This is a genomic window from Brevibacterium sp. p3-SID960, from assembly GCF_025144725.1.
Taxonomy (GTDB): Bacteria; Actinomycetota; Actinomycetes; order Actinomycetales; family Brevibacteriaceae; genus Brevibacterium.
On the sequence record NZ_JALXKS010000008.1, the window covers coordinates 16959 to 39603 of the forward strand.

The 22645-nt window shown below is 68.6% G+C and carries 19 protein-coding genes; 12 read left to right on the plus strand and 7 right to left on the minus strand.

Translation table 11 applies throughout. From position 1 onward, the window contains the following. Positions 1 to 64: 64 nt before the first annotated feature. The gene (locus M3B11_RS03975; protein ID WP_259875472.1) at positions 65 to 1198 is read right to left on the minus strand and encodes a glutamate--cysteine ligase; all 1134 of its coding nucleotides are present in this window, start codon (positions 1196 to 1198) and stop codon (positions 65 to 67) included. 84 nt (positions 1199 to 1282) lie between these two features. Here M3B11_RS03975 and M3B11_RS03980 point away from each other — a divergent pair, with 84 nt between their 5' ends. Beyond that, complete coding sequence (locus M3B11_RS03980; RefSeq protein ID WP_259875473.1) at positions 1283 to 2977, plus strand: glycoside hydrolase family 3 N-terminal domain-containing protein; 1695 nt, start codon at positions 1283 to 1285, stop codon at positions 2975 to 2977. Positions 2978 to 3262: 285 nt separating this feature from the next. Next, a complete protein-coding gene (locus M3B11_RS03985) occupies positions 3263 to 3868 on the plus strand; it encodes a mismatch-specific DNA-glycosylase (protein WP_259875474.1) in 606 nt (201 codons plus the stop codon). 126 nt (positions 3869 to 3994) lie between these two features. Here M3B11_RS03985 and M3B11_RS03990 read toward each other — a convergent pair whose 3' ends face one another. Both M3B11_RS03990 and M3B11_RS03995 read right to left on the minus strand, forming a co-directional pair. After that, complete coding sequence (locus M3B11_RS03990; protein ID WP_259875475.1) at positions 3995 to 4897, minus strand: sulfurtransferase; 903 nt, start codon at positions 4895 to 4897, stop codon at positions 3995 to 3997. Between the two features lie 151 nt (positions 4898 to 5048). Further along, entirely contained in the window at positions 5049 to 6281 is a 1233-nt protein-coding gene (locus M3B11_RS03995) for a class I SAM-dependent methyltransferase (protein WP_259875476.1), read from the minus strand. Between the two features lie 71 nt (positions 6282 to 6352). Here M3B11_RS03995 and rsmA point away from each other — a divergent pair, with 71 nt between their 5' ends. From rsmA to M3B11_RS13290, 3 genes are all read left to right on the plus strand, one after another. Beyond that, positions 6353 to 7345, plus strand: coding sequence for a 16S rRNA (adenine(1518)-N(6)/adenine(1519)-N(6))-dimethyltransferase RsmA (gene rsmA / locus M3B11_RS04000; RefSeq protein WP_259875477.1), 993 nt, complete (start codon positions 6353 to 6355; stop codon positions 7343 to 7345). After that, the gene (locus M3B11_RS04005; RefSeq protein WP_259875478.1) at positions 7342 to 8280 is read left to right on the plus strand and encodes a 4-(cytidine 5'-diphospho)-2-C-methyl-D-erythritol kinase; all 939 of its coding nucleotides are present in this window, start codon (positions 7342 to 7344) and stop codon (positions 8278 to 8280) included. Before rsmA ends, M3B11_RS04005 begins: the two co-directional genes overlap by 4 nt. A gap of 185 nt (positions 8281 to 8465) precedes the next feature. Continuing rightward, positions 8466 to 8702 carry a DUF2871 family protein gene (locus M3B11_RS13290; protein ID WP_311197714.1) on the plus strand — a complete coding sequence of 79 codons (237 nt, stop codon included), beginning with the start codon at positions 8466 to 8468 and terminating at the stop codon, positions 8700 to 8702. A gap of 240 nt (positions 8703 to 8942) precedes the next feature. Here M3B11_RS13290 and M3B11_RS04015 read toward each other — a convergent pair whose 3' ends face one another. Together M3B11_RS04015 and M3B11_RS04020 are read right to left on the minus strand one after the other, a co-directional pair. Further along, positions 8943 to 10787 (minus strand): ABC-F family ATP-binding cassette domain-containing protein, encoded by a 1845-nt coding sequence (locus M3B11_RS04015; RefSeq protein ID WP_259875479.1) that lies wholly within the window; start codon positions 10785 to 10787, stop codon positions 8943 to 8945. A gap of 35 nt (positions 10788 to 10822) precedes the next feature. Continuing rightward, the gene (locus M3B11_RS04020; protein ID WP_259875480.1) at positions 10823 to 11356 is read right to left on the minus strand and encodes a MarR family transcriptional regulator; all 534 of its coding nucleotides are present in this window, start codon (positions 11354 to 11356) and stop codon (positions 10823 to 10825) included. 349 nt (positions 11357 to 11705) lie between these two features. On the opposite strand from M3B11_RS04020, the gene M3B11_RS04025 reads away from it, so the two are divergent. From M3B11_RS04025 to deoC, 7 genes are all read left to right on the plus strand, one after another. Further along, positions 11706 to 12785, plus strand: a complete 1080-nt coding sequence (locus M3B11_RS04025; protein WP_165884821.1) for a BMP family protein — start codon at positions 11706 to 11708, stop codon at positions 12783 to 12785. A 104-nt stretch (positions 12786 to 12889) separates the two neighbouring features. Continuing rightward, a complete protein-coding gene (locus M3B11_RS04030; RefSeq protein WP_259875481.1) occupies positions 12890 to 14461 on the plus strand; it encodes an ABC transporter ATP-binding protein in 1572 nt (523 codons plus the stop codon). After that, positions 14461 to 15777, plus strand: a complete 1317-nt coding sequence (locus tag M3B11_RS04035; RefSeq protein WP_259875482.1) for an ABC transporter permease — start codon at positions 14461 to 14463, stop codon at positions 15775 to 15777. Before M3B11_RS04030 ends, M3B11_RS04035 begins: the two co-directional genes overlap by 1 nt. After that, positions 15774 to 17072, plus strand: coding sequence for an ABC transporter permease (locus M3B11_RS04040; protein WP_259875483.1), 1299 nt, complete (start codon positions 15774 to 15776; stop codon positions 17070 to 17072). The genes M3B11_RS04035 and M3B11_RS04040 overlap by 4 nt, the downstream gene beginning before the upstream one ends. 29 nt (positions 17073 to 17101) lie before the next feature. Further along, complete coding sequence (locus M3B11_RS04045) at positions 17102 to 17524, plus strand: cytidine deaminase (protein ID WP_259875484.1); 423 nt, start codon at positions 17102 to 17104, stop codon at positions 17522 to 17524. After that, positions 17521 to 18840, plus strand: a complete 1320-nt coding sequence (locus tag M3B11_RS04050; protein WP_259875485.1) for a thymidine phosphorylase — start codon at positions 17521 to 17523, stop codon at positions 18838 to 18840. Before M3B11_RS04045 ends, M3B11_RS04050 begins: the two co-directional genes overlap by 4 nt. A gap of 188 nt (positions 18841 to 19028) precedes the next feature. Then, a complete protein-coding gene (deoC, locus tag M3B11_RS04055) occupies positions 19029 to 19706 on the plus strand; it encodes a deoxyribose-phosphate aldolase (protein WP_259875486.1) in 678 nt (225 codons plus the stop codon). A 158-nt stretch (positions 19707 to 19864) separates the two neighbouring features. Here the strand turns inward: deoC and M3B11_RS04060 are convergent, their stop codons facing one another. After that, on the minus strand, positions 19865 to 21778 hold the full coding sequence (locus M3B11_RS04060; RefSeq protein ID WP_259875487.1) for a phospho-sugar mutase: 1914 nt from the start codon (positions 21776 to 21778) through the stop codon (positions 19865 to 19867). After that, on the minus strand, positions 21778 to 22620 hold the full coding sequence (locus M3B11_RS04065) for a purine-nucleoside phosphorylase (protein ID WP_259875488.1): 843 nt from the start codon (positions 22618 to 22620) through the stop codon (positions 21778 to 21780). The genes M3B11_RS04060 and M3B11_RS04065 overlap by 1 nt, the downstream gene beginning before the upstream one ends. Positions 22621 to 22645 lie beyond the last annotated feature (25 nt).

Sequence of the window (22645 nt, forward strand, 5' to 3'; positions counted from 1 at the left end):
GCGCGCACCAGGCGACCGGAACCCCGCCGGCGACCGCCTCGGCAGCGGCGACCCGAACCCGCGATCAGAGCCTGCCGAGCACCCCGGTGTCGAATTCCTCAGCCAGCTGCCGGGCCACAGCGGTCAGCTCGCCGGTGCGGGAGAACTCCGCGCGCTGACGCTGATAACTCGCCCCGGTCTCAGCGAAGCGCAGCATGTCAGCCAGCTCGTCGACGCAGCCGAGCCGCTCAGCCACCGGCTGCAGGCGCGCGACCTCAGCGGCGATGACATCGGTGACGAGCCGCTCATCGGCGGCGGCGTTTTCGATGATGATCGCCTCCATCGCATAGCGCGCCGCCCGCCACTTGTTCTCCACATGGAACCAATCCGGCATCGTCGGCAGCGTCTCACCGGCATCGAGGCGGGCGGAGAAGTCATCGACGAGGCACTGGACGAACGCGGTGACGGCGGCGACCTCGCGCAGGCTCGGCAGCGCATCGCAGACCCGCACCTCGATCGTGCCCCACCTGGGCGCTGGCCGGATGTCCCAGCGGATCTCATTGATCTCATCGATGACACCGGTGGTGAACATGTCGTGCGTATACGCCTCGTAATCAGCCCACGCATCGAACTGGTACGGCAGCCCGGCCGTCGGCAGCTGCTGGAACATCATCGCCCGGTTCGAGGCGTAGCTCGTGTCCTGCCCGGACCAGAACGGTGAAGACGCACTCACCGCCTGCAGATGCGGCACATAGGCCAGCAGTGCGCTCAGGATCGGCAGCACCTTGTCCCGGTCGTCGATCCCGACATGCGTGTGCAGGCCGAAGATGAGCATGTGCCGGCCCCACCATTGGGTGCGGTTGATGAGCTCGGCGTAACGTTCGGCCTCGGTGACCTGCTGGTCCTTCCAGCGCGCGAATGGGTGGGTGCCGGCTGAGAGCATCCGAATGCCCAGCGGCTCGGTGATCTCGTGCAGCTGCCCGATCGTCTCGACCAGATCCGCACTGGCCTGAGCGACGGTGCGGTGCACGCCGGTGACCGCCTCGACGGTGTTCGTCAGCATCTCCCCGACGATCCGCCCGCGCAGCGCGGCGCGCTCCTCGACGGCAGCGAGCACCTCGCCGGCACGCGGCACGAGGTCGAGCGAGGCCGCATCGACAAGCCCGAGTTCCCATTCGACGCCGAGGGTCGACCGTTGAGAGCGCGCGAAATCCACCATGCGCAAATCCTACAGAACCCGTGTCATTTCCTGCCTATCCGTTCCCCGAGGCGGTGGCCGCGCCGAGCCCGTTACGATGGCCTCATGGCTCGCACCTCTTCGATCGTCCTCGCCGGACTGCTCGCCGGCGCCCTCACGCTCACCGGCTGCAGCCGTGAGCAAACTGAAGGATCCCGGGAGCAGAGCAGCCCTGTGGCTGCTGAGACCCCGGCGGCGAACGTGCCGACGACGAGTGCGCAGCCTGACGCCCGGCCTGCCGACTTCACTGACGAGGCGACGGGCATCGTCGCCGAGATGGATGACACGGCGCTGGCCGGGGCGGTCATCATGGGCTCCTATGACGGCACCGATGCCGCCGCCGGAGCCAAGCTCATCCGCGATCACCAGCTCGCCGGCGTCATCGTCATGCCCTATAACCTCCCGCAGGACGTCGACCGGCAGACGGTCGGGACGATGACCGAGGAGTTCCGCACAGCTGCCGGTGAGCGCGGCTGGCAGACGATGATCGGCGTCGACCAGGAGGGCGGTCCGGTCACCCGTGCTGGAAGCGCGGCCGTCGAACTGCCGCCGCTCATGGCCCACGGTGCGGCCGACGATCCGGCGCTGACCAGCCAGATCACTGCTCTGCAGGGCCGTGATCTCATCGAACTCGGCTTCACCACCGACTTCGCCCCCGTCGCCGACGTCACCGTCGGCAAGGACGACCCCGCCATCAGCGTGCGATCTGCCGGTGACGACCCGCAGCGCGTTTCGTCCGTGGTCGAGGCCGCAGTCACCGGTTACGACGAGGCGGGGATCATCTCCTCACTCAAGCACTTCCCCGGCCACGGGGCGCTGACCGAGGACTCCCACGAGACGCTCCCGGTGTCGGAGAAGTCCCTCGACGAGCTCGCCGACCGCGACTTCGTGCCCTTCGCCGATGCCGCTGAGGCCGGTGTCGCGACCTCGATGATGGTCGGCCACATCGCCCTGCCTGATGATGAGACGCTGCCGGCCTCGCTCAACCCGAAGGCCTACCAGGCGCTGCGTGAGGACGTCGGCTTCGAGGGCCTCATCGTCACCGACGCCCTGAATATGGGTGCGGTCACGGCCGGCAGCCCCGGCCAGGAGACTGTCAGGGCGCTTGCCGCCGGAGCCGATCTCGCGCTCCTGCCCCCGGACAGCGCTGCTGCCGCCGAGGCGGTGCGCACCGCGCTTGAAGACGGCACCCTGAAACGCGAGGACCTCAAGGAGTCGGCCACCCGAGTGGTGGCCGCCCAGCTGTGGCAGACTGCGGTTGCCGGCCAGACCGGTGCTGACCAGACCGCTGCTGACCAGAGCGGTGAGGAGTCCGTGCCGGGCGAGAATGAACTGCGCCAGCAGCTTGCCGATGCCGCACTGACCGTCATGACAGGCGAATGCCGCTTCGCCGATCCCGTCGACGAGGTCTCGGTCACCGGCTCCGACCTGGGTGTCAAAGCCTTCACCGAGGCCGCGGAGGAAGCCGGGCTGAAGGTCACCGACAGCGCTGAGACCACGGTCGCGCTGGTGCCGGGTCCGCTGTTGGGATCCGAGACCGTCAAACAGGCAACGGCACGGAACTCGACGACAGCCGACATCGCCGTCGCCCTGTCCGGACCGTGGGAGCTGGACGGCTTCGACTCCGGCACTCAGCTGGCGATCTACGACGACTGGCAGCCGGGCATGGCAGCTGTCGCAAGCTATCTGTCAGGTGATCTTGAGGCCACCGGCTCCCTGCCGGTGCAGATCGAGGGAGCCGAACCGCCGGACTGCAGCTGAGCGCACCGGCACCCACACGGTCAGCTGATAGCGGCGCTGACCTGCACGAACCGTTGAGACACCGGGTGCCGGAGACTACAGTGGAGCCAATCCTCAGGATCTGCCTGATCTGGGCAGGCGAGCCCCGAATCCGCGAACGGAAGTGACGGCATCATGGCAGCCCCGCACCACCCGGCCGACCGGCAGCACCCAGTGCCAGACTCGCCGCCCGGATGCCAGCCCGCAGTGAGCCGGCCAGATCCGCAGGCGACGCAGCCGGCGTCATCGTCACGGCGCCGGTCACCGTTGGGCGGTCGCAAGCCGACGAAGGACGACCTGCCGGCCTTCGCCACTGACAACCCGGACTCGGTCGAAGACGTGCTGCCCGGTCTCGGCGACCCGCCGCTGCGGCTGCTCATCATCGGCATCAATCCCGGCCTGTGGACGGCAGCGGTCAACGCTCCCTTTGCCCGGCCGGGAAACCGGTTCTGGCCCTCCCTGCACCGGGCGGGCCTGACCGATCACCTCATCGATGCGTCACGCGGACTCGGTCTCGCCGATGAACGCCACCTCATCACCCGCGGCATCGGGATCACGAATATCGTCGGCCGAGCCACCGCGCGCGCCGATGAGCTCAGGCCAGACGAACTGCGCGACGGCGCAGCTGCACTTGTGACCCGCATCCAGACGCTGCGCCCGCAGGCGGCAGCGATCGCCGGGATCACCGCCTTCCGCGCCGCATTCCGGCAGCCGAAAGCCGTGCTCGGCCGGCAGGCCACCACCCTCATCGACGGATGGCCGGCAGGCACCCAGCTGTGGGTCGTCCCGCAGCCCAGCGGCCTCAACGCGCATGAGAACATCGACACGCTCGCAGCCAAATGGCGTGTCGTATGGGAGGCAACCGCACCATAGGCTGAACCCGCAGGGCTGAACCAGGGCTGAACCCACTGAGCGGAACCGAGTCCCAGCAGGCTGAGCGAAGGGCAGCGGCAGCGCCGCGCGCGAAGCTGCAGCAGCTCATCTGATCCGGTGCGGTGCTCAGCTGTCGACGGGCTTCTCGAACCCGGTGGCGGCCGGCCGGTGGGCATCCGATGACCAGCCCGACCAGCTCGGTGCGTAGAGCACCGAATCGATGCCCAGCGTCGCCAGCGCCAGCGCATTGTGACACGCCGTCACACCCGAACCGCAGTACACGCCCACCGGCGCCTGACCGCCCTCGCCGGTGCCGCTGCCGGCCTCGACATCGATGCCGAGGGCGGCGAAGCGCTGCTTGAGTCCGTCGGCTTCGAGGAACATCCCATCAGAGAGGTTCCCGGGCGCAGGAGCCGACAGGGCACCGGGAATATGCCCGGCACGTGAGTCCATCGGCTCGGACTCACCGGCATAGCGCTCAGGCGCACGCGCGTCGATGACCGTGCCCGTGTCCGCCAGCTCGGCGATCCCATCGGCATCGGTGACCGGCAGCTGACCGGGCCGGATCTCGAAGGCCGAGGCCGGCACCTCGGCGGCGGCGCTCTCAGCAGACCCGGCCTCGACCTCGCGTTCGGCCTGCGTCCACGCGGCATAGCCGCCGTCGAGCAGGCGCACATTGCCGACACCTGCCCAGCGCAGCAGCCACCAGGCGCGGGCGGCACCCAGGCCGGGGCCTGCGTCGTAGACGACGATCGGGGTGGCGGCCTCGATCCCCCACGAACGGACGGTCTGCTCGAACCGGCTCGGGCTCGGCAGCGGGTGGCGGCCCTCGCGGGCGTCGTCGCTGGACCCGGCCAGATCGTCATCGAGGGAGACGTAGAGAGCACCGGGGATGTGGCCGGCGGCGAACGCGCCGGAGCCATCGGGCTGCTGCAGGCTCCAACGGACATCGAGCAGCACCGGCGGCGAGGAGGACATGCGCTCAGCAGCAAGCTGGTCGACGGTGATGAGGTGATCGGCGCGGGACATCGGATTCCTCTCGCTGGATGACAGAACTGGTCAGGGACGGGTGATCAGGGGACGGGGGATGCGGAGCACGGGGCGCAGGCGGCGGCGGTTCGGCGGGCACGTCACGGCTCGGCTGCGGCGGGCAGGTCACGGCTCGGCTGCGGCGGGCAGGTCACGGCTCGGCTGCGGAACCCAGCTCGACGTGATCGGCCAGCAGCACCGCATGCTGCTCACCGACCCGGGTGAAGAACAGAGTGGCGGACTGACCGCCCTTGGGCAGCTTGAGCTGGCGGCGCACCTGGTCGGGTGCGATATCAGCCCCGCGCTTCTTGATGACGACCCGGTTGATGCCGCGTTCGATGAGCGCCCGGCGCAGCGGCTTGATGCCGGCCGGCAGCACATCAGCGATCCGCCAGGCCCGCACCGCCCGGGCGGGCGCTCCAGCAGGCAGCCTGTCCCCGGTCAGGTAGGCGATCGGGGCGGAGATCCGCCGCACATTCAGAGGCGCGCAGAGCGCGCGCACGAGACCGGCGCGCACGATCGCGCCATCGGGTTCGAAGAGGTACGCGCCGAGATCGCCGATGCCGGTCTCATCGTCTGTCGGCACCTCGGATTCGTGGACGGCCAGCGTCCCGCCGTTGCGCATGATCAGAGCGCTGCGGCCCGGCCGCTGGCACACCGCGCCGTGATACAGCGCCACCTCGACCACATCACCGTCATGCGAAACCCACTGCGCCTCCCAGCCGGGAGGAACCAGGCCATGATCCAACGCCGGCCCGAGTTTGATCCCGGCACCTGCCACCTCGGCGGCGGCCTTGAACGCCCACGACAGCGACGGCGAGAATGCCTCGGGATCGCTCAGGCGAGAGGCGCCGCTGGCCTTGCCCGAGGCGGTGTCCCGCCGTGCAGGGTCGAGCCAGAGCGCATCGGTACGGGAGAGATCGTAATCCTCAGCGCGGGCGTGGGAGACGGTGACGGTGTCGAGGTGCCGCAGGTTGAACGCCGCGATCGCCGCCGTCACCTCATCGGCATCGACAGCCTCAACGCTGGCGCCGAGACCTGCGAAGGCCAGCGCATCGGCGCCGATCCCGCAGCCGAGATCGGCGATGACCTGGGCACCCCCGGCGGTCATCCGGGCGGCATGATGGGCCGCAACCGGCAGACGGGTCGCCTGCTCCAGGCCAGGGCGGGTGAAGAGCATATCGGCCGCGAACGGCCCGAACTTCGCCTCCGCCTCCTGCCGCAGCTCGGCTTGGGCGAGCACCGCAGTCGCGGCCTCAGGACTCAACCCCTGCCGGCGCAGCCGCTCAGCAAGGGCGAGCTCATCGGCACGTGAGTACTCCAGCTCATCGAGCAGGCGGTACACCTCGGGGTCGAGCACGGCAGCCAGCGTCTGCGGATCCATAGATGCCACCCTATCGGGTGGCCGGCTCCGTTGTGGTGGACAGCGCCACTGAGTCGTTTAGGGTAAGAACCGTGACGAACCTCCTCAGTGCCCGCGACATCCGGGCACTCGCCGCCGAAATCGGCCTGCGCCCCACCAAGCAGCGCGGGCAGAACTTCGTCATCGACCCCAACACGGTGCGGATGATCGTCTCTGCTGCCGAGCTGGACGAGAACTGCCGGGTCGTCGAGATCGGCCCCGGGCTCGGCTCGCTGACCCTCGCGCTGTTCGAAGCCGGCCACGCCGTCACTGCCGTCGAAGTCGACCCGGTGCTCGCCGGCCTGTTGCCGGCCACGATCGAAACCCACCACGGTACCGATTCCGCCTTCGCCCTCGTCACCGCTGACGCACTGCGCATCACCGACCTGCCTGATGCCGCCGGGAGCGCGGCACCTGGCCCGCAGGCACTCGTGGCGAACCTGCCGTACAACGTCGCCGTGCCGGTGCTGCTGCACTTCCTCGCCACCTTCCCCACCATCGACACGGCCCTCGTCATGGTCCAAGCCGAAGTCGCCGACCGGCTCGCCGCCGGCCCCGGCTCGCGCACCTACGGGGTGCCCAGCGTCAAGGCCCAGTGGTACGGCACCGTCACCCGGGCCGGCACGATCGGCAAGAACGTCTTCTGGCCAGCCCCCAACATCGACTCCGGGCTCGTGCGCATCACCCGGCACGCACACCCCTACACCGCTGAGAAGCAGGCGGTGTTCTCCTGCATCGACGCCGCCTTCGCCCAGCGCCGCAAGACCCTGCGCTCAGCCCTGTCCGGTTGGGCCGGCTCCCCCGCCCGCGCCGAGGAGATCCTCACCGCAGCCGGCGTCGACCCGCGGGCACGTGGAGAGACGCTGACGATCACCGACTTCATCGCCATCGCCGAGGCGGCGGAGACGACCAGCGCACAGGCGCCCACTGCCTCGGAAACGGCAACCACCGCCTCGGAAACGGTACCCACCGCCTCGGGAACGGTACCCACCGCCTCGGGAACGACACCCACCGCTTCGGGAACGGGGGAGGAGGACCGGGCATGAACGCAGAAGTCTCCCAGCTCGGCGCCCGTTCGGTCACCGCGCGCGCCTACGGCAAGATCAACGTCTTCCTCTCCGTCGGCCCGCAGCGCACAGACGGCTACCACGATCTGGTCAGTGTCTTCCAGTCACTCGACCTGGCCGAGACGATCACGCTGACCCCGGCGACCGAGACCGCGGTGACGCTCACCGGCCCCCGAGCGGACACGACCGTCCCGCTTGACAACCGCAACCTCGCCGTCCAGGCCGTCGCGGCACTGTCCGAGGCGACCCAGACGCACATCCCGGTCGCCATCACGATCGACAAACAGGTTCCGGTCGCCGGCGGGATGGGCGGCGGGTCAGCCGACGCGGCCGCGGCGCTGGTCGCCTACGCCGAGCTCATCGGCTGCGATGACGCAGAGCTGCTCGCCAGGATCGCCGGCGAACTCGGCGCCGATGTGCCGTTTGCGCTCACCGGCGGCACCGCGATCGGCACCGGCCGCGGCGACGAACTCGTGCCCGTCGCCGGGTCCGGTACATTCCACTGGGTGCTCGCCACCTCGGTGGCGTCCCTGTCCACACCCGAGGTGTACCGCACCCTCGATGAGCTGCGCTGCGAGACTTCGACGGCGAGCGATGACACCCTGCGTGATCCCGATGACGTCGTGACCGCACTGACCGCAGGTGACCCGCACGCTCTGGCCGGAGTGCTGCACAACGACATGACCGACGCGGCGATCGAGCTGCTGCCCGGCATCGCCGATGTCATGGAATCCGGGCGGCAGGCAGGAGCCCTCGCCGCGCTCGTCTCCGGCTCGGGACCGACGGTCGGGTTCCTCGTCGCCGACTCGACGCATGCCCTCGACCTCACCGTGCTGCTCGAAGCCACTCGCGGAGTCCGCGACGTGGTGCGCACCACCGCACCGGCCGGTGGCGCCCGCCTGGTGAGCGGCTGAGCACCTGCGCCTGAGCGCTCGCCCGCCTCGTGACCGGCAGCACCGCTGTACGCCTGCGGCTGAGAATCAACCGTTCGGTTGCTGCCGGATTCGACCTCCCGCACGATCCCAAGCGTCGGCCATCCTGGTGGAATGGAATCGAACACTCCCGTACCCGCACCAGGAGCACCAGAGAGGGGATACCCATGACTGCCCTGTTCAGGGCCGCAACCGCCTACCTCGTCCTCGGGCGCGCCTCCGGCCTGTATTACCGCGAGTTCACCAAAGCCAACGACTTCCCCGCAGGGGAGTTCACCCAGCTCTCGGCCACCCACACCCACCTGCTGGCGGGCAGGCCGGTGATGCGCTTGCCGAGGCACGCCAGCCAGCCGGGGCACTATCAGCCAGCTGCGGGCCGAAGGATCGGCCAGTCAGTTCGGTGAGCACGCCTCTGGTGTCGTCGACGCGCTCGCGACCGGATTCGCCGACGCAACTCGGTGGGCGGTGCTGACGGCGACGGTGTTCCTCGTCCTCGGCTTCATCGGCGCCGTGAACGTCCGTCAGGCTGCGGCGACACATGAAGATGGGCAGCCGGCGCACGCATCCTGACTGCGGCGAGGCCACCCGGCAGCACGGCGGCTGCTGCATCGACCGTGCCCCGAAAGCAAGAGCTGAGCGTTCGGTCAGCCCAGTTCTTCCGAAAGCTCCAGCCACCGGTCTTCGAGTTCGGACGATTGCGTTTCCAGCTCCCGCAGCTCACTCGTAAAGGACTGCAGCCCCTCGAAATCCGTCTGGTCGTGATCAGCGATGCGCTCATGCACCCGGCTGATCTGCTGACTGAGCTTGTCCATGCGCCGCTCGAGTGAGGCCAGCTCCTTCTCCGCTGCCCGCCGCTCGGCACCGGTGAGGCCGGTCGGCCCGTCGGCGCCATCCGCCCCGACCCCGTCGCCACCGCCTCCGTCGCCACCTCCGCCGTCGGCACCTGCATGCCCGCTTCCTCGGGAGCGGGCAGCCCCAGCCGGACCGGCCTGACGCTGCAGCTTGAGGTATTCATCGACCCCGCCGGGGACGTGGCGGAGCCGGCGGTCGATGATCGCGTACTGCTGGTCGGTCACGCGCTCAAGCAGGTACCGGTCGTGGGAGACGACGAGCAGGGTGCCCGGCCACGAGTCGAGCAGGTCCTCCATCGCGGCGAGCATGTCGACATCGAGGTCATTGGTCGGTTCGTCGAGGATCATGACATTCGGCTCATCGAGCAGCACGAGCAGCAGCTGCAGGCGCCGGCGCTGCCCACCGGAGAGATCCCCGACCCGGGCGGACAGGTGAGCATTCGAGAACCCGAGGCGTTCGAGCAGCTGCGCAGGTGTGAGCTCCTTGCCCTCAACTTCGACCGAGCTCTTCTGCCTGCCGAGCACCTCGCGCACCCGCTCGCCTTCGATCTCAGCCAACTGGGAGAACTGCTGATCGAGCACGGCGAGCTTCACCGTCTTCCCGCGCTTGATGCGGCCGGCGCTCGGCTCGACGCTGCCGGCGATGAGCCCGAGCAGCGTCGACTTGCCGGCCCCGTTGGCACCGAGGATCCCGGTCCGCTCACCGGGGCCGATCCGCCACGTGACACCGCGCAGGATCTCGCGTTCGCCGAAGGACACCGAGGCATCCTCGACATCGATGACGTCCTTGCCCAGCCGGGCGGTCGCTAAGTGGGTGAGTTCGATCGGGTTGCGCACCGGCGGCACATCGGCGATGAGCGCATTGGCCGCATCGATGCGGAACTTCGGCTTCGACGTCCGGGCCGGTGCCCCGCGGCGCAGCCAGGCGAGCTCCTTGCGCATGAGATTCTGCCGCTTCGCCTCGGCCGCGGCAGCCTGCCGGTCGCGTTCGACACGTTGGAGGACGTAGGCGGCGTACCCGCCGTCGAACGGCTCGACGATCCCATCGTGGACCTCCCACGTCGTCGTGCACACCTCGTCGAGGAACCATCGGTCGTGGGTGATGACGAGCAGCGCCCCGGACCCAGCCGGCCAGCGCCGCTTGAGGTGCTCGGCCAGCCACGCGATCCCCTCGACATCGAGGTGGTTGGTCGGTTCGTCGAGAGCGAGGATGTCCCAGTCGCCCACCAGCAGCTTCGCCAGCGCCACCCGGCGGCGCTGCCCGCCGGAGAGCGCGTCGACCCTCGCCTGGAAGTCGATGTCGCCGGTCAGCCCGGCGAGCACATCGCGGATCTGCGGATCTGATGCCCATTCGTGTTCGGGCGCGTCGCCGACGATGGAGGTCTGCACCGTTGCCGAGACGTCGAGATCGTCGGTCTGGTCGAGGACTCCCAGGCGGGTGCCGCCGCGACGGGTCACCCGCCCGGCATCCGGAGTGATGGTGCCAGCGAGCATGCCCATGAGGCTGGACTTTCCGTCGCCGTTGCGGCCGACGATGCCGATCCGGTCACCGGCGTCGATGCCGAGGGTGACGGAATCGAAGACTGTGCGGGTCGGATATTCGAGTGCGATCGCTTCCGCGCCGAGTAGATGTGCCACGGCCCCATGGTACGCGTGGCCCGGAGCACTGGAATCTATGCCCCATTGCCGTTGCCGCTGAGTGCGGCCGCGCAGCGGGCGTTGCCGGCGTCGAGGGCATCGACAACCTCGATGCAGGCGGCGAGTGCCGCCCCGGACCGGGCGGCGAGCACCTCGGCGTAGGAGCGGGTGAGCAGCCGGTGATGCCGCTGCAACAGGGCGGCGGCCGCCTCAGTGGGCCGCAGTGCGGTGCGTCGCCGGTCGGATGCCTGCCGCTGCCGGTCGACGAAGCCGGCCGCAGCCAGACGCTCGGTGATCGACGTCAGCGTCGAAGCGGAGATGCCGAGCTCGCGGCAGATCTCCTGAGGCCGGGCCGGGCGCGCTTCAGCTGCGGACATCGAGATGAGCTGGAGGACGTGGAAGTCCGTCACGCTCAACCGCTCGCGGCGCAGGAACCGGGCGGTCGCCAAGCGCAGACTGATGAGCTGACGCTGGTTGGCCCGCACGATCGACTCGATGGCCGAGAGTCTGCGCGTCGCCTCCCCAGACGGGGGAGAGGCCGCGCGCCGGGTACGGGGTGAAGCGGTCATCAGCAGGCCTTTCGAACAGGCAGCCGAAGCTGCACGACGGGGTGAGTGGAACTGGTCTTGTGGAACTGGTCTTGTCGCACACTAGCCTCACCGCGACGCCGCAGACAGGGCAGAACGCCCGTTATGGCAGGATTGCGCATCCGGTGTTCCAGGACTGACACACCCGAAGCGCCGACGCCGGACGTCGGCGCAGGTCACGGCTGGGCAACGTCTGCCCGACACCCGCTCTGAAAGCATGAAAGTGTGCAAAAATGACCCATGATAGGTGCAGACCGTTCTCACCAAACGGCCAGGTTCACCTGTTTTCAGAACACACGAGACTGGGAGACATCCTGTGAAGAAATCGATCATGGTTCCGGCCACCGCCTTCGCGGCAGCGTCTGCACTGCTGCTGTCGGCCTGTGGTGAGGCTCCGGAGGAATCCTCCAACGGCGGGGGAGAGGCAAGCGACTTCAAGGCATGCATGGTCTCCGATTCCGGCGGCTGGGACGACAAGTCCTTCAACCAGTCCGGCCGCGAGGGCCTCGACAAGGCCAAGGAGGACTTCGGCATCGAAGAGGCCCTTGCCGAGTCCGCTGACGACTCCGATTTCGGCCCCAATGTCGACAATATGGTCCAGCAGGGCTGTGACCTGACCTTCGGCGTCGGCTTCCTCCTCGAAGACGCACTGCAGGAGGCCGCTGAGGCCAACTCTGATATGAACTTCGCGCTCATCGACTCCACCTTCTCCGATGGCGACGGCAACCCGGTCGAACTCGAGAACGCCAAGCCGCTGGTGTTCAACACTGCTGAGGCCTCCTACCTCGCCGGCTACCTGGCTGCGGGCATGAGCGAATCGGGCAAGGTCGCCACCTTCGGCGGCATGCAGATCCCGTCGGTGTCGATCTTCATGGACGGCTTCGCTGACGGCGTCGACAAGTACAACGAGGACAAGGGCGAAGATGTCCAGCTCCTCGGCTGGGACAAGGAGAAGCAGGAGGGCTCGTTCTCTGGTGACTTCGAGAACCAGGGACAGGGACAGGCGCTGACCGAGCAGTTCATCTCGCAGGGCGCTGACATCATCATGCCGGTCGCCGGACCGGTCGGCCTCGGCGCCGCCTCGGCCGCATCGAAGTCTGATGGCACCAAGGTCATCTGGGTCGACTCCGACGGCTACGAGTCGGCTGCCGAGTACAAGGACATCATGCTCACCTCGGTGATGAAGGAGATCTCGACGGCCGTCTATGACACCGTCGAGGCAGCCAAGGACGGCAACTGGGACGCCAAGCCCTACGTTGGCACGCTGGAGAACGAGGGCGTCGGACTGGCCCCGTACCACGACTTCGAGGACCAGGTCGATGACGGCCTGAAGAAGGAAGTCGAAGATCTCAAGCAGCAGATCATCGACGGCGAGATCACCGTCGAGTCGCCCTCGACCCCGCAGCAGTAAGTTCCTTCCCACGCCCGAGGCGGTGCTCGCCTGACCGCGTGCGCGCGCCAGCGCACACGCTTACGGTGAGCACCGCCTCGGCTGCGGAATAAAGGAGAGTCCACGTGAAACTCGAGCTCCGCGGGATCACCAAGGTGTTCGGATCCCTCGTTGCCAACGATGACATCAACCTCGTCATCGAACCCGGCGAGATCCACGCCCTGCTCGGTGAGAACGGGGCCGGCAAGTCGACGCTCATGAACGTCCTCTACGGCCTCTATGCCCCCGACGACGGGCAGATCCTCATCGACGGCACCGAACGCCGCTTCACCGGCCCCGGCGATGCGGTCGCCGCCGGCATCGGCATGGTGCATCAGCACTTCATGCTCGTGCCCGTCTTCACCGTCGCCGAATCCGTTGCTCTGGGCTATGAGCCGACGAAGGGCCTCGGGCTGCTCGACCTCGGTCAGGCGCGCGAGAAGGTCCGCGAGATCTCCGCCCGCTTCGGCTTCGACATCGACCCCGATGCCGTCATCGAGGACCTGCCGGTCGGCGCCCAGCAGCGCGTTGAGATCATCAAGGCGCTCTCCCGCGATGCCGAGGTCCTCATCCTCGATGAGCCGACCGCGGTGCTGACCCCGCAGGAGACCGACGAGCTCATCGAGATCATGCGCCAGCTCAAGGCTGAGGGCACCTCGATCGTGTTCATCACCCACAAGCTGCGCGAAGTCCGGGCTGTTGCCGACCAGATCACCGTCATCCGCCGCGGGGCGGTCGTCGGCGAGGCGGAGCCGACGTCCTCGGAACAGGAACTCGCCAGCCTCATGGTCGGCCGCGACGTCAAGCTCGCCACCGAGAAGACCCCTGCCGACCCCGGTGAGGAGTCCTTCGTCGTCAAGGACCTGACCGTGCTGTCGAAGAACGGCACCGTGACCGTCGACAACATCTCCTTCTCCGTCGCCCGCGGTGAGATCTTCGTCATCGCAGGTGTGCAGGGCAACGGCCAGACCGAGGTCGCCGAGACGATCATCGGCCTCGACGAGCCGCACGCCGGCTCCATCACCCTCGAGGGTACGTCGCTGCTGGGCAAGTCAGTGAAGAAGCGCCTCGACGCCGGGATCGGGTTTGTGCCCGAGGACCGTTCCACCGACGGCGTCATCGCCGGCTTCTCCATCCGCGAGAACATGATCCTCGACCAGTACGACCGCGAACCCTACGCCAAGGGCCTGGCGCTGCGGCCTGCGGTCATCCGCGAGAAGGCCGCTGAGAAGGTCGAGGAGTTCGACATCCGGCTCACCTCGATCGACGACCCGATCTCGACCCTGTCCGGCGGCAACGCGCAGAAGGTCGTGCTCTCCCGTGAACTCGGCCGCAAGCTCAGCCTGCTCATCGCCAGCCAGCCGACCCGCGGCCTCGACGTCGGTTCGATCGAGTTCGTGCACAAGCGCATCATCGCCGAACGCGACGCCGGCACCCCCTGCATCATCGTCTCCACCGAGCTCGATGAAGCCCTCAACCTCGCCGACCGGATCGCGGTCATGTACCGCGGCACGATCATCGGCATCGTCCCCGGTGACACCCCGCGCGACGTGCTCGGCCTCATGATGGCGGGCGTGCCTGCCGACGAAGCCCTGGCCCGCTACCGCGACGGCTCAGGTGCCACCGCCGTGTCTGCAGCAGCGAAGGAGGAGCTCTGATGACGGACCAGCCCACTGCGGCAGCCACCGGCACGGACACCGCCACCGGCCCCAGCGGCCCGAAGAGCCCCGCAACCCCCGACGGCCCCGGCTCCGGCGGTTCGTCAGGCGGCTCCGGCAACGGCGGTTCGACCGCGGCCGGCGGCCCGGATTCGACCCAGGGCACGATCATCCGCCGCATTCTGTCGTCCTCGACGATGGTCTCGGTGCTCTCGGTCGTCATCGCTCTCATCCTCGGCGGCGTCCTCATCGCCGCAGCCAACCGCGAGGTGCAGGCCACCCTCGGCTACTTCTTCGCCCGCCCGACCGACTTCTTCGTCACGGTCTTCCGCACCGTCAGCGAGGCCTACCTGGCGCTCTTCCGCGGCGCGTTCATCGACTGGCAGGCCTCCAGCTTCGTGCGCGCGGTCCGCCCGCTGACCGAGACGATGGTCAACGCCACCCCGCTCATCCTCGCCGGCCTCGGCATCGCCCTGGCCTTCCGGTCCGGTCTGTTCAACATCGGTGCCCAGGGCCAGCTCATCCTCGGCGCGATCCTCGGCGGCTACTTCGGCTACGCGATCGGCCTGCCGCCGGTCATCCACTTCCTCTTCGCTCTCCTCATGGGGGCCGTCGCCGGTGCCTGCTGGGGCGGTATCGCCGGCTTCCTCAAGGCCCGCACCGGCGCCAACGAGGTCATCGTCACGATCATGCTCAACATGATCGCCGGCTACCTGCTGGCCTATCTGCTCAAACAGAGCTGGTTCAAGCAGACCACCTCGGCCAACCCGGCCACCCGCAACATCGACGAGTCCGCCTTCCTCCCGCAACTGCTGCCGGACCCCTTCCGCCTGCACTTCGGCTTCATCGTGGCGCTGCTGGCCGTACTGTTCGTCTGGTGGCTGCTGGAGCGCTCCACCCTCGGCTTCGAATTCCGCGCCGTCGGCGAGAACCCGAACGCCGCCCGCACCGCCGGCATCTCCGTCGGCCGGGTCACCCTGCTCGTCATGGTCACCGCCGGCGCCCTGTCAGGACTTGCCGGAGCCTCGCTCATCCTCGGCACCGAGGCCAAGCTCACCGGCGGCATCGCCGGCACGCTCGGCTTCGACGCCATCACCGTCGCACTGCTCGGCCGGTCCCGGCCGCTGGGCACCCTGCTCGCCGGTCTGCTGTTCGGCGCCTTCCGCGCCGGCGGCTACCTCATGCAGTCCCAAACCGGCACCCCGATCGACATCGTCCTCGTCGTCCAGTCGGTCATCGTGCTGCTCATCGCCGCACCTCCGCTGGTGCGCACGATCTTCCGCCTGCCGGCACCCCTTGCAAAGGAGACGCGATGAACGCCAAGAAGGCCACCGCGGCTGCTGAGAGCCTCGACCACTCCGCAACAGATGTCCGGGCGCCGATCGCCTGGAAGTTCCCCATCATCTTCGGCGTCCTCGCCGTGCTCGCGCTGCTGTTCTTCGGTCTGCTGGCCGCCGCCGGCAAGCGCACGACCTTCGCCTTCGCCTCCTCCGGTGACTTCTTCGCCATCCCCGAGGTGACGGTCCCGACGAAGCTCACCGGCATCGTCCTCGGCGTGGTCCTGCTGGCATTGGCAGCCTACGCCACCTTCGAGGCGGCGAACCGGCGCCGTATCCCCGCCTGGGTGATGGTGTCCTTCGGCATCGTCTTCGTCCTCAGCTTCCTCAACTGGGCCGGCGGCGACACCGGCCGCATCCCGATCACCGCACTGCTGGCCGGCTCGCTGGCCCTGTCAGTGCCGTTGATCTTCGGCTCGATGTGCGGTCTCGTCGGTGAGCGCTCAGGCATCATCAACATCGCCATCGAAGGCCAGCTGCTTGCCGGTGCGTTCCTCGCCGCTGTCGTCGCCTCGCTGTTCTCCAGCCCGTACGCCGGCCTCATCGCAGCCCCGGTCGCCGGTGCGCTCGTCGCCGTTGTGCTCACGTTCTTCGCGGTGCGCTACTGGGTCGACCAGATCATCATCGGTGTGGTGCTCAACGTGCTCGTCATCGGCGTGACCAGCTTCCTGTTCTCCACGGTGCTCACCGCCAATGCCGAGAAGTGGAACTCCCGCCAGCAGCTGCCGAACCTGCCGATCCCGCTGCTGTCGGATATCCCGGTGCTCGGCAAGGTGCTGTTCAACCAGAACATCCTCGTCTACCTCATGTACATCACGGTGATCCTGTTGCAGATCTTCGTGTTCCGCTCCCGCTGGGGCCTGCGGATGCGTGCGATCGGCGAGCATCCGAAAGCCGCTGACACCGTCGGCATCAACGTCAACCTCAACCGGGTTGCCAACACGATCTTCGCCGGTGCGATCGCAGGCTTAGGCGGGGCGTTCTTCACGATCGGCTCCGGCCTGGCCTTCGGCAAGGAGATGTCAGCCGGGCAGGGTTACATCGCCCTGGCCGCGATGATCCTCGGCAAATGGAATCCTGTCGGCGCGCTGGCGGCAGCACTGCTGTTCGGGTTCTCCAAGAACCTCGGCAACACGCTCTCGGCGATCGGCACGCCGGTGCCCAGCGAGCTGCTGCTCATGCTGCCCTACATCGTCACGATCCTGGCCGTGGCCGGATTCGTCGGCCGGGTCCGCCCGCCGGCTGCCGAAGGCAAGCCGTACTCCACCCAGTAGACCTGCGCCGGCAGGGAAGGAGGCAGCAGATGCGCGAGTTCGACCCCGAGGTGTGGCAGCAGCTGCATGACGCCGCGACCGCGGCGATGGAGCGAGCCTACGCACCGTATTCCGGCTACCCGGTCGGTGCCGCCGCACTCGTCGACGACGGCCGGATCGTCACCGGCTGCAACGTCGAGAACGCCTCCTACGGCCTCGGCCTATGCGCCGAATGCGGACTTGTGAGCGAGCTCGCCCGCACCGGCGGGGGACGGCTGGTCGCATTTGCCTGCGTCGACGCGAACCGTGACAAGCTGGTGCCGTGCGGACGCTGCCGCCAGCTGCTCTACGAGTTCGGCGGACCCGACCTCGTCCTCGACATGCCCTCAGGCACGCGGCCGCTGGCAGAAGTCCTGCCCGAGGCGTTCGGCCCGGACCACCTCGACACCACCTCGCGAAAGGACGCCCCATGACTGCGAAGACCACCACCGAAGCCTTCGACGCCGTTGACGTCATCCGCACCAAACGCGACGGCGGCACACTGTCCGATGACCAGATCGCCTGGATCATCGACGCCTACACTCGCGGCATCGTCGCCGATGAGCAGATGTCGGCCCTGGCGATGGCGATCTTCCTGCGCGGCATGAGCGATGCGGAGACCGCTCGCTGGACGCAGGCGATGATCGACTCCGGTGAGCGGATGAGCTTCGAGTCGCTGTCCAAGCCCACTGTCGACAAGCACTCCACCGGCGGTGTCGGGGACAAGATCACTCTGCCGCTGGCACCGCTCGTCGCCGTGTTCGATGTCGCCGTCCCGCAGCTCTCCGGCCGCGGCCTCGGCCACACCGGCGGCACGCTGGACAAGCTCGAATCGATCCCCGGTTGGCAGGCCGACATGAGCAACGAGACGCTGCTGGCCCAGCTCGAGGACCTCGGCGCCGTCATCTGCGCCGCCGGCTCCGGCCTCGCTCCGGCGGACAAGAAGCTCTACGCGCTGCGCGACATCACCGCCACCGTCGACTGCCTGCCGCTGATCGCCTCCTCGATCATGTCGAAGAAGATCGCTGAGGGCACCTCCGCACTCGTCCTCGACGTCAAGGTCGGCTCCGGAGCGTTCATGAAGGACGAAGCCTCCGCCCGCGCGCTGGCCGAGACGATGGTCCGTCTCGGCACCGCAGCCGGCGTCGACTGCACCGCGCTGCTGACCGACATGTCGACCCCGCTCGGGCGCACCGTTGGAAATGCGCTGGAAGTCCGTGAATCCGTTGAGGTGCTCGCCGGCGGGGGACCGGCCGACGTCGTCGAGCTCACCGTCGCCCTGGCTGAGGAGATGCTGCGCATGGCCGGCCGACCCGATGCCGACGTCCGCGCAGCCCTGGCCGACGGCCGGGCGATGGACAAGTGGAGCCAGATGATCCGCGCTCAGGGCGGAGACCCGGAGGCCGCGCTGCCGCAGGCTGCCGAGACCGAGGTGGTGCGCGCCGAGTCTGCCGGCGTGCTCACCGGCCTCGATGCGCTGTCCGTCGGCGTCGCCTCCTGGCGCCTGGGCGCCGGACGTGCCAAGCAGGGTGACGAACTCTCGCGTGGAGCCGGCATCGAACTGCACGCCAAGCCCGGTGAGGCCGTCACCGCGGGCCAGCCGCTCATGACCCTGCACGCCGACAACCCGGCGCTCTTCGCCCGCGCACAGGAAGCCCTGGCCGAGGCGGTCGAGATCACCCCGGCTGCCGAAGGCGCCGACGCCGAGGCGGCCGCCGGCTCGATCGTCATCGACCGCATCACCGCCTGAGCCACCGCTGCCCGGAATACCAGCGCATAGACCTAGGACATCAGCGCCCAGACCTGGAACACCACCACACAGACCTGACGCAGCACCGCACAGACCTGAGACACCACCGCGTCAGTCTGAACCCGAACCACCCTGACATCCGCTACGAGCCTCGAAACCTACGAGACACCGAACCTGAAGGAGATGCGATGACCGCACGCACCGACGTCGCCCGCATGATCGATCACACCCTGCTCAAGCCGCAGAGCACCGCCGCGGATGTCGCGGCCCTCGTCGCCGAAGCCCAGGAGCTCGGTGTGCTCGCCGTGTGCGTGTCACCGAACATGCTGCCGCTGATGAACACCGGCGACCTCGTCGTCGCCACTGTCTGCGGCTTCCCCTCCGGTGCCCACCACGGTGAGGTCAAGGCCGCCGAGGCAGCGCTGTCGGTCCGCCAGGGGGCAGCCGAGGTCGACATGGTCATCAACCTCGGGCTCGCTTTGGCCGGTGACTTTCGCGGTGTCGAGGCGGAGATCCGCGAGGTCGTCAGCGCCTGTGCCGAATCGGGCCGTGCCATCGGCAGCGAGGCGATCGTCAAGGTCATCATCGAATCCGCCGCGCTCGACGACGCCCAGATCGTCGCCGCCTGCGAGGCCGCCGAAGCCGCAGGTGCCCACTTCGTCAAGACCTCGACAGGCTTCCACCCGGCAGGCGGCGCTTCGGCGCACGCCGTCAAGCTCATGCGCGAGACCGTCGGTGACCGCCTCGGCGTCAAGGCCTCCGGCGGCATCCGCGACGCCGCTGCCGCCCAGCAGATGATCGACGCCGGTGCCTCCCGCCTCGGACTCTCGGGATCGGCTGCCGTGCTCGACGGCTTCGAGAGCTGATCGCCGGGACTGATCGCACGCACTGCGTCGAGAATGCCGGACGCGCCCGGGGAAGACTCCCGGGCGCGTTCGCGTGAGGTGGTGCTGCGCCGGTGGGCGGGGTGGCCGAGCTGCTGGTGGGCGGGGTGTCCGAGCTGTTGGTGGGCCGCCTACCCGAGTCAGAGCCCGAAGAACAGCGTCAGATCCGCCCGCATCTGCTCCAGACGTGCCCGGGCTGCCTCGATCTGCGTCAGCTCCCCGACCGCTTCGAGATAGCACTTGAGTTTCGGCTCGGTACCCGACGGGCGGATGATGACCCGGTCACCGGCGGCCGTCAGCAGCATCATCCCGTCGGTCGGCGGCAGCTGCGCTGATCCCTCCGCCAGGTCGGCCACCTCGGTGACGTCATGGCCAGCCAGCTGCGCAGGAGCCGCGGCGCGCAGCCGGGCCATCGCCTCGCCGATGAGCGAGGTGTCGGTCAGCCGGAACGTCAGCGGCTGGGTGACGAATGCTCCGTCACGCGTGCGGATGCGCTCGAGCTCATCATCGACGCTGCGGCCCTGCTCGGCCAGCGCCGAGACCAGGGAGGCGAACACGACACCGGCTGAGATGCCGTCCTTGTCGCGCACGACCTGCGGGTCGACGCAGTAGCCCAGCGCCTCCTCATAGCCGAACGCCACATCCGGGACCCGGGAGATCCACTTGAAGCCGGTGAGTGTGGCCGCATGCTCAAGCCCATGGAACTTCGCAGCCGCAGCCAGCGCGCGGGAAGATACGATCGAATTGGCCAGCACCGCGTTCTGGGGGCTGCGGGCGGCGATGTGCTCGCCGAGCAGCAGGCCCACCTCGTCACCGGTCAGCTGCCGCCAGCCGCTGGCACCTCCCGCCGTGCCGACAGCAGCTCCTCCAGCAGCGCCAGCCGAAGCGCCCGCAGCCGGGCCGACCGAAGCGCCCGCAGCTGGGCGCACCGGAATCGCCGCTGACATGCGATCGGCATCCGGGTCGTTGGCGATGATGAGATCGGCACCGACCTCATCGGCCAGCGCGATCGCGGCATCGAGGGCGCCGTCCTCCTCGGGGTTGGGGAAGGTCACCGTCGGGAAGTCCGGGTCCGGCTGCTCCTGCGCGGCCACCGCATGGACATCATCGAAACCCGCGCGTTCGAGTGCCGCGCGCATCGTCGCCCCACCGACCCCGTGCAGGCTCGTGATGACGATCCGCAGCGGTGCAGTGCGCACCGCACCCAGCCGCTGGCCGAGCGCATCGATCGAGGAGAGATAGTCCTCTACGATCTGCTCACCGACCGTCTCCCACCCGGACTCGGCACGCGGGGTGCCAGCGACTGTGGCGATCCCGGCGATATGGGCGGCGATGAGGTCATCGAAGGGCGGGACGATCTGCGCACCGGCCCCCGCCTCGGCGGCGGCAGCAGCGGTTGAATCTCCCTGCCGCTGAAGCACCGTCTGCAGGGGGCGGGCGCCGAGGTAGACCTTGTATCCGTTGTCCTGCGGCGGATTGTGGCTGGCGGTCACCATGACCCCGGCATCGGCGTTGAGGTGGCCGAGAGCGAAGGCGAGCACGGGTGTCGGCAGCTTGTCCGGCAGCAGCAGTGCCTTCCCGCCGGCAGCTGTGACGACGGCAGCGGTGTCGCGGGCGAAATCGGCTGAGCCGTAGCGGGCATCGCAGCCGATGACGACCCGGAACCCCTCACCGAGAGTCTCGCACAGGAACCCAGCGAGCCCAGCAGCTGCGCGGATGACGACCGCTCGGTTCATCCGGTTCGGCCCGCCCCCGAGCGCCCCGCGCAGACCGGCGGTGCCGAAGGACAGGGGAGCGGCGAACCGGTTCTCAAGCTCGGCGACCGCGGCGGCATCGCCGGCTGCGCCGTCCGACCCGATGGCGGCCTCCAGCAGTGAGGTCAGCTCCGTGCGGGTCTGCTCATCGGGGTCATCGGCGATCCAGGACTCGACGATATCGGCGTCGAAGCCCTCAGTGAACACCGTTGGCGCAGGCGGCTGCGGAGGCGGGGCCGGCTGTGGAGGCTCGGCCGGCTGCACAGGCTCGGCGGGCTGCGGAGGCTGGGCGGTGCTCATCAGTCCTCCTGGGCGATCGCGCCGACGATCTCGGCGAGCAGCCGCGAGATCCGCGGGCCCGCGGCCTTGCCGGCGGCGATGACCTCGGAGTGGTCGAGCGGTTCGTCGCTGATCCCGGCGGCGAGGTTGGTGACAAGCGAGATGCCGAGGATCTCAAGCCCGGCTTCACGGGCGGCGATCGCCTCGAGTGCGGTCGACATGCCGACGAGGTCGGCGCCGAGCGCACCGGCCATCCTCACCTCGGCCGGAGTCTCATAGTGGGGTCCGCGGAACTGGGCGTACACACCCTCGGGCAGGTCACTGTCGATCGAGCGGGCGAGCTCACGCAGCCGCGAGGAGTACAGGTCGGTCAGGTCGACGAACGTCGCGCCCTCCAGCGGGGAGGCGGCGGTGAGGTTGATGTGATCGGAGATGAGCACCGGGGTGCCGGGGCCCCATTCGGGGTTGAGTCCGCCGCAGCCGTTGGTGAGCACGAGCGTTTGGCAGCCGGCGGCAGCTGCGGTCCGCACACCGTGGGCGACTGCACGCACGCCGCGGTCTTCGTAGAAGTGGGTGCGGGCTCCGAGCACGAGCGCATGCTTGGCCTCAGCACCGGAGCCGGGGCCGTTGATGCGCAGAGTGCGCAGGGTGCCGCCGTGGCCGGCGACGACGGGGGAGTGGAAGCCGGGCACCTCGGCGGCCGGCACCTCGGAGATGGTCTCACCGATGAGCTCGGCGGCCTCACCCCAGCCCGAGCCCAGGACGAGGGCGATGTCGTGGTGGTCGATGCCGGCGGCGTCGTTGAGGACGGTGGCTGCCTGCGTAGCTGCGGCGGTAGGATCGCTGATGTGTGAGTCGCTCATGGTCTGAGATTATCAGCGGGGCTCG